The organism is Brachybacterium muris (assembly GCF_016907455.1).
Classification (GTDB): domain Bacteria; phylum Actinomycetota; class Actinomycetes; order Actinomycetales; family Dermabacteraceae; genus Brachybacterium; species Brachybacterium muris.
The window spans coordinates 2,322,146-2,337,260 of record NZ_JAFBCB010000001.1 but is presented as its reverse complement, the minus strand read 5'-3'; the positions used below and the strand labels follow the sequence as shown (position 1 = coordinate 2,337,260).

12 protein-coding genes are annotated in these 15,115 nt (G+C 68.4%); 8 read left to right on the top strand and 4 right to left on the bottom strand.

The window, feature by feature from the left end:
• Nucleotides 1–3 precede the first annotated feature (3 nt).
• From JOD52_RS10835 to purE, 3 genes are all read left to right on the top strand, one after another.
• Entirely contained in the window at nt 4–1,467 is a 1,464-nt protein-coding gene (locus tag JOD52_RS10835) for an ATP-binding protein (RefSeq protein ID WP_338124082.1), read from the top strand.
• Nucleotides 1,468–1,555: 88 nt separating this feature from the next.
• Complete coding sequence (locus JOD52_RS10830) at nt 1,556–2,734, top strand: 5-(carboxyamino)imidazole ribonucleotide synthase (RefSeq protein WP_239552312.1); 1,179 nt, start codon at nt 1,556–1,558, stop codon at nt 2,732–2,734.
• A gap of 50 nt (nt 2,735–2,784) precedes the next feature.
• Complete coding sequence (gene purE, locus JOD52_RS10825; RefSeq protein WP_204411657.1) at nt 2,785–3,288, top strand: 5-(carboxyamino)imidazole ribonucleotide mutase; 504 nt, start codon at nt 2,785–2,787, stop codon at nt 3,286–3,288.
• A 233-nt stretch (nt 3,289–3,521) separates the two neighbouring features.
• Here purE and JOD52_RS10815 read toward each other — a convergent pair whose 3' ends face one another.
• A complete protein-coding gene (locus JOD52_RS10815) occupies nt 3,522–4,268 on the bottom strand; it encodes an ATP-binding protein (RefSeq protein WP_338124028.1) in 747 nt (248 codons plus the stop codon).
• On the bottom strand, nt 4,265–5,827 hold the full coding sequence (istA, locus tag JOD52_RS10810) for an IS21 family transposase (RefSeq protein ID WP_204408388.1): 1,563 nt from the start codon (nt 5,825–5,827) through the stop codon (nt 4,265–4,267). Before istA ends, JOD52_RS10815 begins: the two co-directional genes overlap by 4 nt.
• A gap of 155 nt (nt 5,828–5,982) precedes the next feature.
• Here istA and JOD52_RS10805 point away from each other — a divergent pair, with 155 nt between their 5' ends.
• Nucleotides 5,983–6,594, top strand: coding sequence for an acyltransferase (locus tag JOD52_RS10805; RefSeq protein WP_338124133.1), 612 nt, complete (start codon nt 5,983–5,985; stop codon nt 6,592–6,594).
• Between the two features lie 27 nt (nt 6,595–6,621).
• On the opposite strand, the gene JOD52_RS10800 is transcribed toward JOD52_RS10805, so the two are convergent.
• Together JOD52_RS10800 and JOD52_RS10795 are read right to left on the bottom strand one after the other, a co-directional pair.
• Entirely contained in the window at nt 6,622–7,482 is an 861-nt protein-coding gene (locus tag JOD52_RS10800; RefSeq protein WP_017823775.1) for an ABC transporter ATP-binding protein, read from the bottom strand.
• Nucleotides 7,475–8,311, bottom strand: coding sequence for an ABC transporter permease (locus tag JOD52_RS10795; protein WP_017823774.1), 837 nt, complete (start codon nt 8,309–8,311; stop codon nt 7,475–7,477). The genes JOD52_RS10800 and JOD52_RS10795 overlap by 8 nt, the downstream gene beginning before the upstream one ends.
• Nucleotides 8,312–8,471: 160 nt before the next feature.
• Here JOD52_RS10795 and JOD52_RS10790 point away from each other — a divergent pair, with 160 nt between their 5' ends.
• The 4 genes from JOD52_RS10790 (at nt 8,472) to JOD52_RS10775 (ending at nt 15,095) form a co-directional block, all read left to right on the top strand.
• Nucleotides 8,472–9,266, top strand: a complete 795-nt coding sequence (locus JOD52_RS10790) for a glycosyltransferase (RefSeq protein ID WP_259849520.1) — start codon at nt 8,472–8,474, stop codon at nt 9,264–9,266.
• 180 nt (nt 9,267–9,446) lie between these two features.
• Complete coding sequence (locus JOD52_RS10785) at nt 9,447–12,839, top strand: glycosyltransferase (protein ID WP_204409939.1); 3,393 nt, start codon at nt 9,447–9,449, stop codon at nt 12,837–12,839.
• Nucleotides 12,840–12,845: 6 nt separating this feature from the next.
• Nucleotides 12,846–13,856, top strand: coding sequence for a hypothetical protein (locus tag JOD52_RS10780; RefSeq protein WP_017823771.1), 1,011 nt, complete (start codon nt 12,846–12,848; stop codon nt 13,854–13,856).
• Between the two features lie 54 nt (nt 13,857–13,910).
• Nucleotides 13,911–15,095, top strand: coding sequence for a glycosyltransferase (locus tag JOD52_RS10775; RefSeq protein ID WP_239551869.1), 1,185 nt, complete (start codon nt 13,911–13,913; stop codon nt 15,093–15,095).
• Nucleotides 15,096–15,115 lie beyond the last annotated feature (20 nt).

Below are 15,115 nucleotides of genomic sequence, written 5' to 3'. Positions count from 1 at the left end.
CGGGTGCGGCAGCGCGTGCTGCAGGCCACCCTCATCACCGTGCTGCTGGCCGTGGTGATGCTGGGGATCCCCCTGGGCTGGTCGTGGTTGCAGCTGAAGCGGCAGGAGCTGCTCACCGACGCCAACCGGATCCTCGACGTGGTGCGGATCGACACCGACCAGCGACTGGCGCAGGGACGGACGTTCGACGCCGCCCTGCTGCAGCGGTACGTGGACGCCCAGCCGAACTTGAACGTGACCATCTCGGTCACCTACCAGGGCGAGACGATCCAGGCGGGGGACCCTGTGGATCCCAACCCCACCACCTACGTCTCGACCATCGGTTCGCAGGGGCAGTCCATCACCGTCTACATCCCGGAGTCCGAGGTGCGCGCCCACACCGCGAGCGCCTGGGTGCTGATCGTGGTGGCGGGCCTGTCGGCCCTCTCCATCGGCGCGTCCGTGGCGCTGTGGCAGGCGCAGCGGATCTCCATGCCCCTGGCCCGGTTGAACCGGCGAGCCGAGGAGATGGGGGCCGGGCGCGCCCGCGGACGGTGGGAGCCCAGTGGCATCTCCGAGATCGACGATGTGGCCGAGGAGCTCACCCACTCCGGTGCCATGCTCGCCGAGCGACTGGAGGCGGAGAGCCGTCTCGCCTCCGACGCCTCCCACCAGCTGCGCACCCCACTGACCGCTCTGTCGATGCGAGTGGACGAGATCCTGGCCACCAGCTCGGAGGAATGGGTGCGGGAGGAGGCCCGGATCGCTCTGGAGCAGATCGACCGGCTCACCGAGGTGGTGCACGATCTGATCAATGCCCCCCGTTCGTCCCAGCGCCGCAGCCCCGGGGTGGTGGAGCTGCGGTCGGTGCTCACCCAGCAGAGCGAGGAATGGTCCCCGGCTTTCCGCAAGGCGGGCCGGGAGCTGCGGATCCAGGTACCGCGCAGCGCCGCCGTCTGGGGCTCGGTGGGCCCCTTCACGCAGGTGATCGCCACCCTGATCGAGAACTCGCTGGTGCACGGCGGGGGTCGCACCCTGGTCAAGGTCCGTCGCAACGACCACTCCACCGTGGTCGAGGTGTCCGACGAGGGCCCCGGCATCGACCCCGAGCTCGGCAAGCGCGTGTTCGAGCGCTCCGTCTCCGGGCCCCGTTCCTCCGGCACCGGTGTGGGACTGGCCCTGGCCCGCACCCTGGTGGAGGACGACGGCGGCCGCCTCGAGCTGCTCACCGAGGTGCCCGCCTCCTTCGGCATGTTCCTGATCTCCGCCCCCGGGGAGGAGACCGGTCCCGAGGAGACCACCCGGGCCGAGGCCAGCGATGACCTCTCGCTGCTTCCCCAGGGGTCCGTGGTGCGCAGGCGTCACCGCCACGGTGCACGGCGCCGGGGCCACGGCAGCAGCGCACTGGCCTCGGGAGTGGTCTTCACGGACGCCGAGGAGCCCACCGAGGACGACAGCCGCCGCACCGGGGCCAGGAGCGGGTCCTAGACTGTCGGACGTGCCTGATGATACCCCTTGCTCGCCCCTGACCGCGCCACCCCGGATCGGGGTGGTGGGCGCTGGGCAGCTGGCCCGGATGATGCTGGGGCCCGCGATCGAACTGGACCTGCCGCTGACCGTGCTGGCCTCCGATCCCGCAGAGAGCGCCGCCGTGGTCGCCGGCAGCGTGCGCACGGGCCGTCATGACGAGGAGAGCGCCGTGCGCGCTCTCGCCACCGAGGTGGACGTGCTCACCTTCGACCACGAGCACGTCCCGACGGCGTTCCTGGAGCGACTGGTCACCGACGGTGACGTGCAGGTGCGTCCTGGTCCCGGTGCCCTGGTGCACGCCCAGGACAAGCTGGTGATGCGCCGCCGCCTCACCGAGCTGGGGCATCCTTGCCCCCGCTGGTGGCACGTGCGCGGCATCGAGGATCTCGACCGCGCGCTCGCCGAGAACGACGGCCCGCTGGTGGTGAAGACCCCGCGCGGCGGGTACGACGGCCACGGTGTGCGCATCATCGAGCGCGCCGAGGACGCCGCCGATTGGCTGGAGCAGCACGGAGAGCTGCTCGCCGAGCAGAAGGTCGCCTTCACCCGGGAGCTCTCCGCCCAGGTGGCCCGCCGGCCCGGCGGGCAGACGACCACCTACCCCGTGGTGCAGTCCGTCCAGCGCGACGGCGTGTGCTACGAGGTGGTGGCTCCAGCTCCCGACCTCGACGAGGCTGCCCAGCACCGCATCCAACGGCTCGCAGCCGCGATCGCGGAGGACCTCGGGGTGACCGGGATGCTCGCCGTGGAGCTGTTCGAGACCGCAGACGGCACCGTGCTGGTCAACGAGCTCGCGATGCGGCCGCACAACACCGGCCACTGGTCCATGGACGCAGCGGTCACCGGCCAGTTCGAGCAGCACCTTCGCGCCGTGGCCGACCTCCCGCTCGGGGCCCCCGATCTGCTCGCACCCTGCGCCGTGATGGTGAACCTCCTCGGAGGGGATGCGTCCGAGCTCGCCCCGGGCGCCCGTGCCGCGATGGAGGCCGACCCCGGGATCAAGGTGCACCTGTACGGCAAGTCGGTGCGGCCCGGCCGCAAGCTCGGCCACGTCACGGTGGTGGGGGAGGACCCTGTGCAGCTGCTGGCCCGCGCCCACCGCGCCGAGAAGCTCATCGTCGACGGACCCGAGAGCCCCGACGCCGCCGGCAGCCCCATGGGCGCCGACACCAGCAACGGCCACCCGAGCCCTGACCGTCCCGATGCACCGGAGGAGACCCTGTGAACCAGGCCCAGCCGCCCGCCGCCGCCGAACAGCCGCTGGTGGGCATCGTAATGGGATCGGACTCCGACTACCCCGTGATGCGCGCCGCCCAGGAAGCGCTCGCCGAGTTCGGCATCCCCGTGGAGGTCGACGTGGTCTCCGCCCACCGCATGCCCGAGGACATGGTGGCCTGGGGCCGCTCCGCCGCCGAGTGCGGCCTGCGGGTCGTGATCGCCGGCGCCGGCGGGGCCGCGCACCTGCCCGGCATGATCGCCTCCCTCACCCCGCTGCCCGTGATCGGGGTGCCGGTGCCGCTGAAGCACCTGGACGGCATGGACTCCCTGCTCTCGATCGTGCAGATGCCCGCCGGGGTGCCGGTGGCGACCGTCTCCATCGGCGGGGCCCGCAACGCCGGGCTGCTCGCCGCCCGCATCCTCGCCTCCGGGGTCGACGATCATGCGCTCGCCCTGCGGGAGAGGATGCTCGCCTTCCAGCAGGAACTGCGAGAGACGGCGCTGGCCAAGGGGGAGAGGCTGCGTGAAGAAGCTGGGATGACCGGCCCGTCGTCCCGCTGAGCACCGGAGGCGGGCGGTAAAGTCGTCCGCATGAGTGACACCCCCACGTACCGGGTCGCCCCCGGCGCGGACATCTCCGAGGACGCCACCATCGGCGACCGCAGCTCCATCTGGCATCTCTGAGTATTCGTAGTCGTGGGAGCCACCGAATCTTGCTCTTGGGGACCGCCGATCGTGCCGACGGGGGCCAGTAGCCGCCGCGGTGGGGACCACTGGCTCCCGCCGGCATCGGGTCACTGGGGCAGTGCGGTGTGTTCTCGCATGTTCCTGTCGCCGGTGTCGATCCAGATTGTGTTGTGCACGATGCGGTCCATGATCGCATCGGCGTGGACTGCTCCACCGAGCCGGGCGTGCCAGTCCTTCTTCGGGTACTGGGTGCAGAACACGGTCGAGCCGGTGTCATAGCGGCGCTCGAGCAGTTCCAGCAGCATCGAACGCATTCCCTCGTCAGGATGGTCCAGCAGCCACTCGTCGATCACCAGCAGCGAGAACGTGGAGTACTTCCGCAGGAACTTCGTCTGGCCCTGCGGCTTGTCCTTTGCCAGGGCCCAGGCCTCTTCGAGGTCGGGCATTCGGATGTAGTGGGCTCGGAGCCGGTGCTGGCAGGCCTGCTTCGCCAGCGCGCAGCCGAGGTAGGACTTCCCTGAGCCGGTGAAGCCCTGGAAGACCACGTTCTGTTGCCGCTGGATGAAGGAGCAGGTTGCCAGTTGCGCGATCACGTTCCGGTTCAGTCCCCGTTCCTCGACCAGATCCAGCCGCCGCAGGTCCGCTCCGGGATAACGCAGCCCCGCCCGGCGGATCAGACCCTCGACCTTTCCATGATTGAAGATGGAATGCGCCTCGTCCACGATCAGCTGGAGCCGTTCCTGGAACGACATCCCCAGCACGTGAGCCTCATCCTGGGCATCGATCGCGTCCAGCAGCGCGGTCGCGCCCATCTCGCGCAGCTTCCGCTTCGTGTCGTTATCGATCACGCTCACCGGACACCTCCGGCGTAGTAGTCGGCGCCACGGACGTATCCGCCGTCTTCCGCGGGTTCCTCGCGGGGTGGACGCAGGGCGGCGACCTTGTCCTGCCCGGTGGCCAAGATCGGGTGCAGATGCGCATAGCGCGGTGAACGGACCCGTCCCGTCAGCGCGAGTGCGCAGGCCGCCTCGACCCGATCTACGGAGAAGCGGCGAGAGAGCCGTAGCACCGCCAACGCGGGATCCAGGCCCTGTTCCACGATCGGCACGGACTCGAAGATCCGCTGGATCACGATCACCGTGGCCGGCCCGACCCGATCTGCCCACGCCCGCACCCTCTGCGCGTCCCAGGCCTGGAAACGCTCGCCCGCAGGTAGGTCCGCGTCGTTGGTGCGGTACTCATTGCTCGCGGTCTCCGGGAGCAGCAGGTGACTGGTCAGTCGCTGGCTGCCCTGATAGATCTCCAGCGTCCGGGCCGTGATGCGCAGATCGACCTTCGCGCCGATGTGCGCGAACGGCGCGGAGTAGAAGTTCCGCGCGAACGTGACGTGCCCGTTCCTGCCCACTCGTCGTCCGTAGTGCCATGTCGAGATCTCGTAGGGCACCGCCGGCAGCGGCGTCAGCAGCGGCCGCTCCTCCGCGTCGAACACGCTGGCGCGGGATCCGGGCCGCTTCTGGAACGGCTCCGCGTTATAGGCCTCCATCCGCTGCCCGATGGCGGCTGCAAGTTCGGGCAGGGACGTGAATCGCTGATCCCGCAGCCCGGCGATGACCCAGGTCGCGACGTGCGCGACGGTGTTCTCCACGCTCGCCTTGTCTTTCGGTTTCCGCACCCTCCCCGGGAGCACCGCCGCCGAGTAATGCGCTGCCATCTCGCGATACGCATCGTTCAGGACGATCTCGCCCTCGCGGGGGTGCTTCACCACACCGGTCTTGAGGTTGTCCGGAACGATCCTCGGGACCGTCCCGCCCAGCGCCTCGAACATCGCTACGTGCGCTCGCAGCCAGGACTCCTGGCGCATATCCAGCGCCGGGAAGCAGAACGCGTAACGAGAAAAAGGCAGGCAGGCAACGAACAAGAACACCTTCGAGACCTCGCCGGTGACCGGATCGGCCAGCTCCATCGTGGGGCCGGACCAGTCGACCTCCACGCTCTGGCCGGCCTTGTGACCGACTCTCGAAGCGGCACCGGTGACCATGACGTGGTGCTGGTAGGTGCGGCAAAACCGGTCATACCCCATCGCCGGATCCCCAGCCGCCGTGGTCGCGTCGAAGTACTCGCCGTGCAACAGCTTCAGCGTCACGCCGACCCTGGCCATCTCTCGATGGACCTGTTCCCAGTCCGGCTGTGCGAACACGCTCTCGTGCTCGCCCCGGCCCGGGAACAACCGGGCATACACCTGCTCATCGGCGACGTCCGCGATATCGCCCCACCCGATCCCTGCAGCGTCAGCGGCCTCGAACACCGCCCTCACGGACTTGCGGGACATGCCCTGCGAGGACGAAATCGCTCGCCCCGACAGACCTTCTGCGCGCAGCTGGAGCACCAGCTTCGCCCTGATCTTCCGTACCATTCCAGATTGCTCCTTCCGCCGCGTGCCCTATACACACGGCGGAAGGAGCGTAGACAGAGCGGCCCCAACGACACCACTGGTGGTCCCGAACGACGCCACCGCTACGGCAGCGACGTGGCACCCGAACCCTCGATCAGCGGACCCCAGCGAGGCGAATATTCAATCTCGCTCAGGTGCGTGAAGGCGTGCGCATGGGTCGCGACTGCGTGGTGGGCCGCGGAGCCTACATCGGCAGCGGCGTGCAGATGGGCAACGGCTGCAAGATCCAGAACTACGCCCTGGTGTACGAGCCGGCGAAGCTGGCCGACGGCGTGTTCGTGGGCCCGGCCGCCGTGTTCACCAACGACCACTTCCCGCGCGCGGTCAACCCCGACCTGACCCCCAAGTCCGCCTCGGACTGGGAGCCGGTGGGCGTGACCTGCCAGGAGGGTGCCTCCATCGGTGCCCGGGCCGTGTGCGTCGCACCGGTGACGATCGGCGCCTGGGCGATGGTGGCCGCCGGTGCCACCGTGGTCAAGGATGTCCCACCGTATGCGCTGGTGGCCGGGGTGCCGGCCAAGCGCCTCGCCTGGGTGGGCCGCTCGGGGGAGAAGCTGCTGCCTGCCTCCGACGGCACCGATGCCTGGGTGTGCCCCACCACCGGTGAGTGGTACATCCCCGATGAGACCTCCGGCGGGCTCCAGCTCGCCTCCACCCCCGTGATCGATGCGCCGCCACCGGCCCCGCTGGACGACGACACCGACGAGGACGACGAACGGGCAGGTTGAGGGTCACACTCAATGCGAAGAGCGCATCTACCGCAGCTTCGCACCAGATGACGCATCGGTACGGCCCTCCACGAAGGCGTGGTACGCGTCCGCGACCTCGTCGACATCGCCGTCGGCGACGAGCTTGCCCTTCTCGATCCAGAGCGCACGTGTGCACATGGCCCGCACGGAGGCCAAGGAGTGCGACACGAAGAAGACCGTTCCGGCCTGCTCGCGGATCTCCTCGATCCGCCTGGTGCTCTTCTTGCGGAACGAGGCGTCGCCGGTTGCCAATGCCTCGTCGATCATGAGGATCTCGGGGGTGCGGATGGTGGAGATCGCGAAGCGCAGACGGGACGCCATGCCGGAGGAGTAGGAGCTCATGGGCAGGTAGAGGAAGTCGCCCAGTTCTGCGAAATCTGCGACGGCCGGGACGTTCTCGCGCACCTCCTTGGCGTTCAGGCCCAGGGCCAGACCGCCCACGACGATGTTGCGCTCGCCGGTCAGCCGGGGCATCAATGCGGCATTGACGCCGAGCAGCTCCGGCTCCGCAGAGGTGTAGACCCGTCCCGATGTGGGGGGGAGCAGTCCTGCCGCAGCGCGTAGCAACGTGGACTTGCCCGATCCGTTGGTCCCGAGGATGCCGATCGACTCACCGTGGTGGGCCACGAAGGACACTCCCCGAACGGCTGGGACGTGAGTGATCGGCCCGGTGTCAGGACGGCCCAGACTCACTGCCTTGTCCCACAACGACTTCCGCTCCTGGGCCGTGCCGCCGCGGCGGGCGCCGAACACCCGATAGGTGATGTGCAGGTCATCGACCACGACGGAGGGGGGGCCAAGAGGTTTGCGAGGTGCGCGTCTGGGGAGGTTCTCGGGGTCGACTTCGTAATCGGTGTCCTCAGTCACGACCGTAGGTCTCCTCTGCGCGCCAGAAGTACAGGAATCCGATAGCGAACACCGCCACCGCCCAGGCGGTTGCCTCGAGCCAGAGTCCGGGCGTCATCGGGATCAGCGACTCGTTGCCGAACACGGCACGGAACAGCTCGAGGAAGATGGCGACAGGCTGGTGCAGCAGGATCGGTTTGAGCCAGAGTCCGTCCGGGACCACTGCCTCGATCATGAACATCGCCCCCGAAGCATATCGACCAAGGGTCAGGATGAAGGGCATGGCGTTGGCGATGTCAGGGGCGCGAGCCCCGAGCCGTGCGAAGAACAGAGCGACTCCGGCCGAGAAGACTGCCAGGAGGATGGCCGCGAACGGAAGGAGGAGCCAGGACCAGGTGGGGACCACCGGCCCCATACCCGGCAGAAGTCCGGTGACCATGGTCACGACGATCATCGCCACCAGGATCGGGGCGAACAGCACGGTCTCCGTCATCACCGTGGCCAGGGGCACGACGGCGCGGGGGAACTTGTGGGAACGGATCAGCACGAGGTTGGACGGGATCGAGTTCAGACCCGACATCACGGACGTCTGGAAGAGCGTGTAGGTGAACGTACCGATGGTGATGAAGGCTGCCCGGTTGTCGATCCCCGGCGCGCTGGATTGGAAGAGGAAGCCGAAGATGATGACGTACACCGCTGCGTCAAGGATCGGACGCAGGACCGCCCAGGCCTGCCCCAGGTACGAACCCTGGTTGCGTGAATAGGCACGGGATGCGGAGAGGTTCCATATGAAGGAACGCCTCTGCCATACCTGCTTGATGTACCGGCCGAGCGGTGGCCGGATCCCCATCTCGTCCAGTCCCGCGCGTGCCGCGACTGCTTCGGCCTCTGCCGAGGACAGGCGCGGAGCAAGGGGGACCTGCGCCGTGTGGTCAGCCAAATTCGTTCTCCTCTAGCCGGACTCGTGCGGCGGGAAGCGCCGTCGGTCGGCATCGGTATGATCGTGCGTTGTGACTGCCGCTAAGGAACCATCGCCGCTGGTGACGGTCGTTATGCCGGTGTTCAACGGTGCGCGGACCGTGCGTCAGTCGATCGCTAGCGTACTCGATCAGACATGCCGGGACCTCGAGCTGATCGTCGTGGACGATGGTTCCACCGACGAGACGGTGGGCATCGTCGATGACATCCGTCGGTACGACCGACGGGTCCGAGTCGTCCGTCGCGAACGCAGCGGCGGCCCGGCAGCGGCGCGCAACTCCGGGATCGCCGAGGCACGGGGCAGGTTCCTCGCATTCTGCGATGCCGATGACCTGTGGCTTCCCGACAAGCTGGCGCGGCAGTTGGAGCTGGCTATGACCGACGGCGCACCGCTGGTGTACTGCGGCTACCACCGCATCGACGCGGATTACGCGGGCAACGCCACGGATTTCCACTCCGAAGGTCGCGTGGTGCGCGTCCCGACGACCCTCACCTACGCCGAGCTCCTACGCCGCAATGTGATCGGGAATCTGACCGCCGTGGTCGACACGCACCTCACGCGACCGGTCTCCATGCCGGACGTCCCGGGTGCCGAGGACTGGGCGCTGTGGCTGCGCATCGTCCGGGAGAGCGGTGCAGCAGTCGGGATCGACGAACCGCTGGCGCTCTATCGGGCTTCGCAGCCGGGCTCGCACTCTGCAGACCGTTGGCGTGCGGTGCGTGCGGTGTGGCACGTACTGCGCCGCCAGGAGAAGCTGTCCGTACCGAGCGCCGCCGTGCATCTGCTCACCGGTGTGGTCGCGGCCCTGCGCAAGAACCAGATCTGAGAGTGGCCCACGGCTAGACTGGCCGACACCCACACCGTGGTCGGCGTCGATGACGCGTGCCGGACGGGCAGGACAGCTCGACTCCTCGGTCGAGACCTGCAGAACCGCATGACCCCGTCCGGTAGACCTGAAGGGTTTCTCGCCCGGAATCAACGCTGCACGAGGAAGGCCGTCGCCCGAATGATCGTTATCTGCACCAATGAGGTCGCCGGACCCACCGGGTATCACAAGTCCGTCGTCCAGCTGGCCAACGGCCTGCGCGCGAGCGGGTATCCGGTCGCATTGCTCGGCTTCCTGGGCACGGGTGACGTAGCCAGCCGGATGCTGCCGCGGTGGCCGCTGGACATCGAGGTCCCCGCTTTCACCCTGCGGACGCTGCCGGCGTATGGCGGCAGACTGCTCCACCGTGACGTGCATCCGGAGCTCGTGGGCGCACTGGGTGCCCTGAGGTACGCGTTCACGGCCAACCAACTTGCCGCCCTTCGCCAGTTGAACGAGTCCCTGTCCGCAGAGGACACGATCATCTTCACCGCACCCGTGCAGACGCTGGCATTCCAGCATGCTCTGGGCGATGACCAGCGGCGCCCGAGGACCGTCCTCCAGATCCACGGCGACTACCTTCATCACGCCGAACTCCGAGAACCGCTGATCGCGTCGCGGTCCGTGATCGACCGGGTCCAGACCGTCGCGGATGGCCTGCGAGAGCAGTTCATCCCCCTCTTCGACGAGTCCGACGTGGTCTTCATACCGAACTTCCCGGGGGAGGGTCCCGGCATCATCCCCAACACGAAGCACTCAGGGGTGAACATAGCGCTGCCGGCCTCGTTCCAGCACCGCAAGAACCAGCTCGACGCGGTGCGGGCATTGTCACTGATCGAGGACGAGTCGGTGCACCTGAACCTGTGGGGGAACATCAGTCCGCTCAACCCGTACTTCATCGCAGTACAGGAGCTGATCGAAGACCTCGGGCTGTCGGATCGGGTGCGGATCCCCGGTTTCGGCACGGAGCACGACGTGTACGCCGATGCGGACATCGTCCTGATGACCTCGCTCTCCGAAGGATTCCCTTACCCGCTCCTGGAGGCGATGTACCAGGCCCGTCCTACCGTTTCCTACGACTTCGAGTTCGGGCCACGGGAGGCGATCGAGCACGGCGGCAGCGGGTACATCGTCCCGCTCGGCGACGTCGAGCAGCTCGCCGAGCGGCTCCGGGAGCTCGCCGGTGATGCCTCCCTGCGAGAACGGTTCGGGCGCCGTGCCCGGGAGCGCTACGAGGAACTGTTCTCCACCGCAGCGGTCGCAGACCGGTACCGACAGTTCCTCGGCCCGTTGGGCACGACGGTCGATCTGGCGGAGGTGTTCTCCACCAAGGGCCCCGATCCGATCTCCGTCGAGGAGATCACCCACAGCGTGAGGCGCGTGGGCAGGCGCCGGTTCCACCGGGTCGCCGTGCACTCCCCGATGGTCATCCATGATGTCCAGGTGGACGACGGCGAACGCATCGAACGACCGCGCGTCAAGCGCGAGGCAGACGCCACCACCATCATGTTCCCCGTGGGCGGCCACGACGTCATCTCCTACAGCACCCAGCCTGGCTCGCCGGACCGTCACTACCTTGCCGGTCCCGCTGCAGGCGATCAGCTTCCAGTCCTGCCTCGGCTGCGCCGAGACGCCCAGTACGGTGACGGGACGCCGCCCGTCCTTGACACCATCTTCGCGACCTCCGGCGGGGCGAGACACGTCTCGTGGCGCACCACGCCCCGAGCGCTCGCAGAGTTCGGTGCTCAGGCCGCCGAAGCGGTCACGTGGAAGCTGCGCCAGGTCATGCCCACCCCGAAGCCGCCCAGCGAATCCACCACGCGCGAGCTCCCGGATGTCTCGAGCACAGCCCCTCGCGCGGAGTCGCCGGGCCTCACTAGTGGCGCCGAAGGCGAGGGAGCGTCCAGCACCGGCACCGTCCCGCCGCCACCATCACGACCGGACCCCCTCAGCGGCATCGGCAAGGCCATCGGGCTCCCGGCGCAGGCGATGGGTTCTGTCGGTCGTGTGGCCGTGACCTATCTGGAGACCGCCATGAGGTTGCTGATCGAGTCGCTCGTGGTGAATCCTCCGGCGCCGACCCGCCGTGAGATCGCTCGCCACCCGTGGTTCCCGGTCACCACGGGTGTGGACAGCTTCGGTTGCCCGGTCAACGAGGCCGGCGGGGTCGAGGTGTCCAACAGCGGCACCGCGCAGCGTCCGGTGGTGACCGTGCGCGGGGAGTACGATTCCCTGATCCTGCGCGACGGTGTCTCCCAGAGGCAGGTCACCTCGCCGTGGACCTACGGAGAGTTCTTCGAACGGATCTGCGCGGCGGAGCGTGAACACGGGCTCTTCGACATCACCACGGCCGACGGGGTCCACGTGTGGGAGCTGGGGCGCTCGGCGCTCGTCATCCAGCTCGCCGAGGCGGCAGGCCTCTGGGGCGCGGCATCCGCTGTGGGGACTCCGATCCAGGACGTCTACGGAGGCAGCAAGACCCTCGCGACCGCTCCGAAGGCCCGGACCGTCGTCTTCGACTACGCGCGACGTGGGCAGAGCGGCTATCGCACGGCGCCGTTCGTGGATGATCGAACGCTCTTCGTCGTCCAGCCCGAAGCTGAGGGGTACCCCGGTGTCGACGAGACGAACCTGGTCTACCCCTTCGCCGAGTTCACGCAGTGGAAGCAGGACTGGCGGCGTCGGTGGGCCCATCTGCGAGTGCCGGAGGTGGATGCACGACCCTTCGAGGCGGCACTCACCGATGCGCTCGGCATCCGTGTCGACCTCGGGGACCATCTCCGCAACCGGCTGGCGAAGTTCCTGGCCGAACGCGAGTTCTGGACCCCGGTCTTCGAGCGTGTCCAGCCCGAGGAGGTGCTGATCGCGTCCAGCCACTGGTGGGCCGGGATCGCGGCCGCCGCAGCGCGCTCCGGCGCCCAGGTGTCGGACATCCAGTACGCCCTGACGAGCCGATACGCACCCAGCTTCTGGTTCGGCCAGAAGCCGCACTACGGCGCCACACGCTTCTACGCCTGGTCCGACTTCTGGGCGCAGCGCACCAACGTCTACCAGGAGCATGTGGTGGTGCCCCGCGAGCAGCCCGAGCTGACGGCGGCCATCGCGGATCCGCCCAGCGGGGACCCCACGTGGGACGTCTGCGTGATCTCCCAGCCGCGCGTGCTGCGCCGGATCCTCGCCTTCGTCCAGGACCTGGTCCGGGAGCGCCCGGACCTGCGCGTGGTGATCGCTCCGCATCCGGCCCAGCGCGCCCTCATCCAGCAGGAGCTGGCGGCGGCAGGCCTGGATGGCCTGGTGACGATCGCCGAGGAGGACACCCTGACCACGATCACGCGATCGGCGATGAGCGTGGGGACCTTCTCGACCTCGCTGTGGGAATCGGCCGCACTGGGCCGTCCCACCTACGTGATCGAGGTCCCGGGGTACGAGGAGACCCTCCCGGACATCGAGTCCGGGCTGTTCAGGTTGGCGAGGTCACCCCAGGATCTGGTCCCGTACGAGGTGCCCACGACGCGGCACGACATCTTCGGCTGAGCGACCGTGGACATCCAGAACCACTACTACGGCCACAGCACTGCGCTGGCCCTGCATGCGGGTCTTCGCGCCGTGCGGCACATCGACGGCCTCCTCCAGCACGGGTGGACGGTCCGCTCACCCAGCCTCGTCCACTTCTCCGATTTCGCGCGACTGCCGGGGACAGCTCGGCGCCTGGTGTGGAGCCACGCCGCCCGTGGATGGGATCCAGCTGAGGACCCGTTCGAGACGACGCCCATCGGTTCGCCCTTCCTCTACCTGAGCGCGTTGACCGCCGGGCGGCCCGTCGCCCCCGTGGGGGCCGCCGTGGCCTTCCCCGTGCACGACACCCGCCTGGTGAAGCTCGCCCACGATGACGCCGTTCTCGCCGGCGAGCTCGCCGAGCGCGACGGCCCCGCCGTGGTCTGCCTGCATCCGGAGGACCTCGATCGACCCGAGAAGCGTCGGGTTTGGATCGAGAACGGGCACAGGGTGGTCAGCGCCGGGGACCGGCGGGACCCGCAGTTCCTGGGCCGTATCCTCCGCCTGGTCCGCGGCGCACGGCGAGTGGTCTCCAATCAGCTGTCCACCGCGGTCATGTACGCCGCTGCCGAGGGCACGCCGATCGCGATCTACGGCCCCGACGTCACCATCGGCGCACTGGGGACGGAGGTGTCACGACGCACCCGGGAGCTGTGGCCGGAGTTTCACGAGGACGCTGACCTGGAGGTGCGGCGCGCCATCGCCCGGCTCGAGCTGGGCCACGAGCACCTGCTGGACCCGCAGGCCCTGCGTGACGCCCTGGGATGGGACCACCGGGCAGCCGGGCCCTTCCTCAGCTACTGGGCCGGGGCACCGGTGCGGAAGGCGGGGGCAGTCCTGGGAGTGGTCAAGAGGCCAGAGGGCTCACAGGATGCCGGGGCAGGGCTGTCGCCGTTGGCCTTCCTGCGCCATCCGATCAGTCATTTGCCGGGCGCGCTCCCACGAGTTCCGGACAGCGACGCACTCCTCCAGGAACCGCTCGTCCCGGCACGGTAGAGTCCTTGAGGCCCTGGCGCCGAACGACGTTCCCTGAGGAAGGCCGCTGCCGGAATGATCCTGATCTGCACCCACGAGGTCGCCGGCCCCACGGGCTATCACAAGTCGGTCGTCCAACTGGCCAACGGCCTGCAGGCGGCCGGGTACCCCGTGGCAGTCCTGGGATTCCTGGGCGGACCGGGCGTGGCGGACCGGATGCTCCCCCTGTGGCCCCTCGACAACGGGGTGCCCGCCTTCACCCTGCGGTCGCTGCCGGCGGACGGTGGAAAGCTGCTGCACCGCAATGTCCACGCGGAGCTGTCGGGGAACCTGGGTGCCCTGAGGTACGCGTTCACGGCCAACCAACTGGCCGCCCTTCGCCAGTTGAACGAGTCCCTGTCCGCAGAGGACACGATCATCTTCACCGCCCCTCTGCAGCCCCTGGTGTTCCAGCACGCACTGGGCGACGATCAGCGGCGGCCCGGAACCGTGCTCCAGATCCACGGCGATTACCTCCACCACGACGAGCTCTGGGAGCCGCTGCAGGCGTCGCGGGGAATGATCGATCGGCTCCAGACCGTCGCTGATGGCCTGCGGAAGCAGTTCATCCCCCTCTTCGACGAGTCCGACGTGGTCTTCATCCCGAACTTCCCCGGCGAGGGATCGGCGATGGTCCAACGGACGGATCGCGAGGGCGTGAACATCGCCCTGCCGGCCTCGTACCAGCACCGCAAGAACCAGCTCGACGCCGTGCGTGCACTGTCGCTGATCCAGGACGAGACGGTGCATCTGACCCTGTGGGGATCCATCAACCCCCGGAACCCGTACTACGTCGCCGTCAGGGACCTGGTCGAATCACTGGACCTCACCGAGCGCGTGCACATGCCAGGTTTCGGCACCGAGCAGGACGTGTACGCCAGCGCGGACATCGTGCTGATGACCTCGCTCTCAGAAGGGTTCCCGTACCCACTGCTGGAAGCCATGTACCAGGCCCGGCCCACCGTGTCCTACGACTTCGACTTCGGTCCCCGGGAGGCGATCGAGGACGGCGCCAGCGGATACATCGTCCCCCTCGGCAATGTCGAACAGCTCGCGGCACGCCTTGCAGAGCTCGCGGCGGACGCTTCGCTGCGCGATCGATTCGGGCACCGGGCCAGGGAGCGCTTCGATCAGCACTTCGCCCCGGCAGCGGTCACCGGTGAATATTCGCCTCGCTGGGGTCCGCTGATCGAGGGTTCGGGTGCCACGTCGCTGCCGTAGCGGTGGCGTCGTTCGGGACC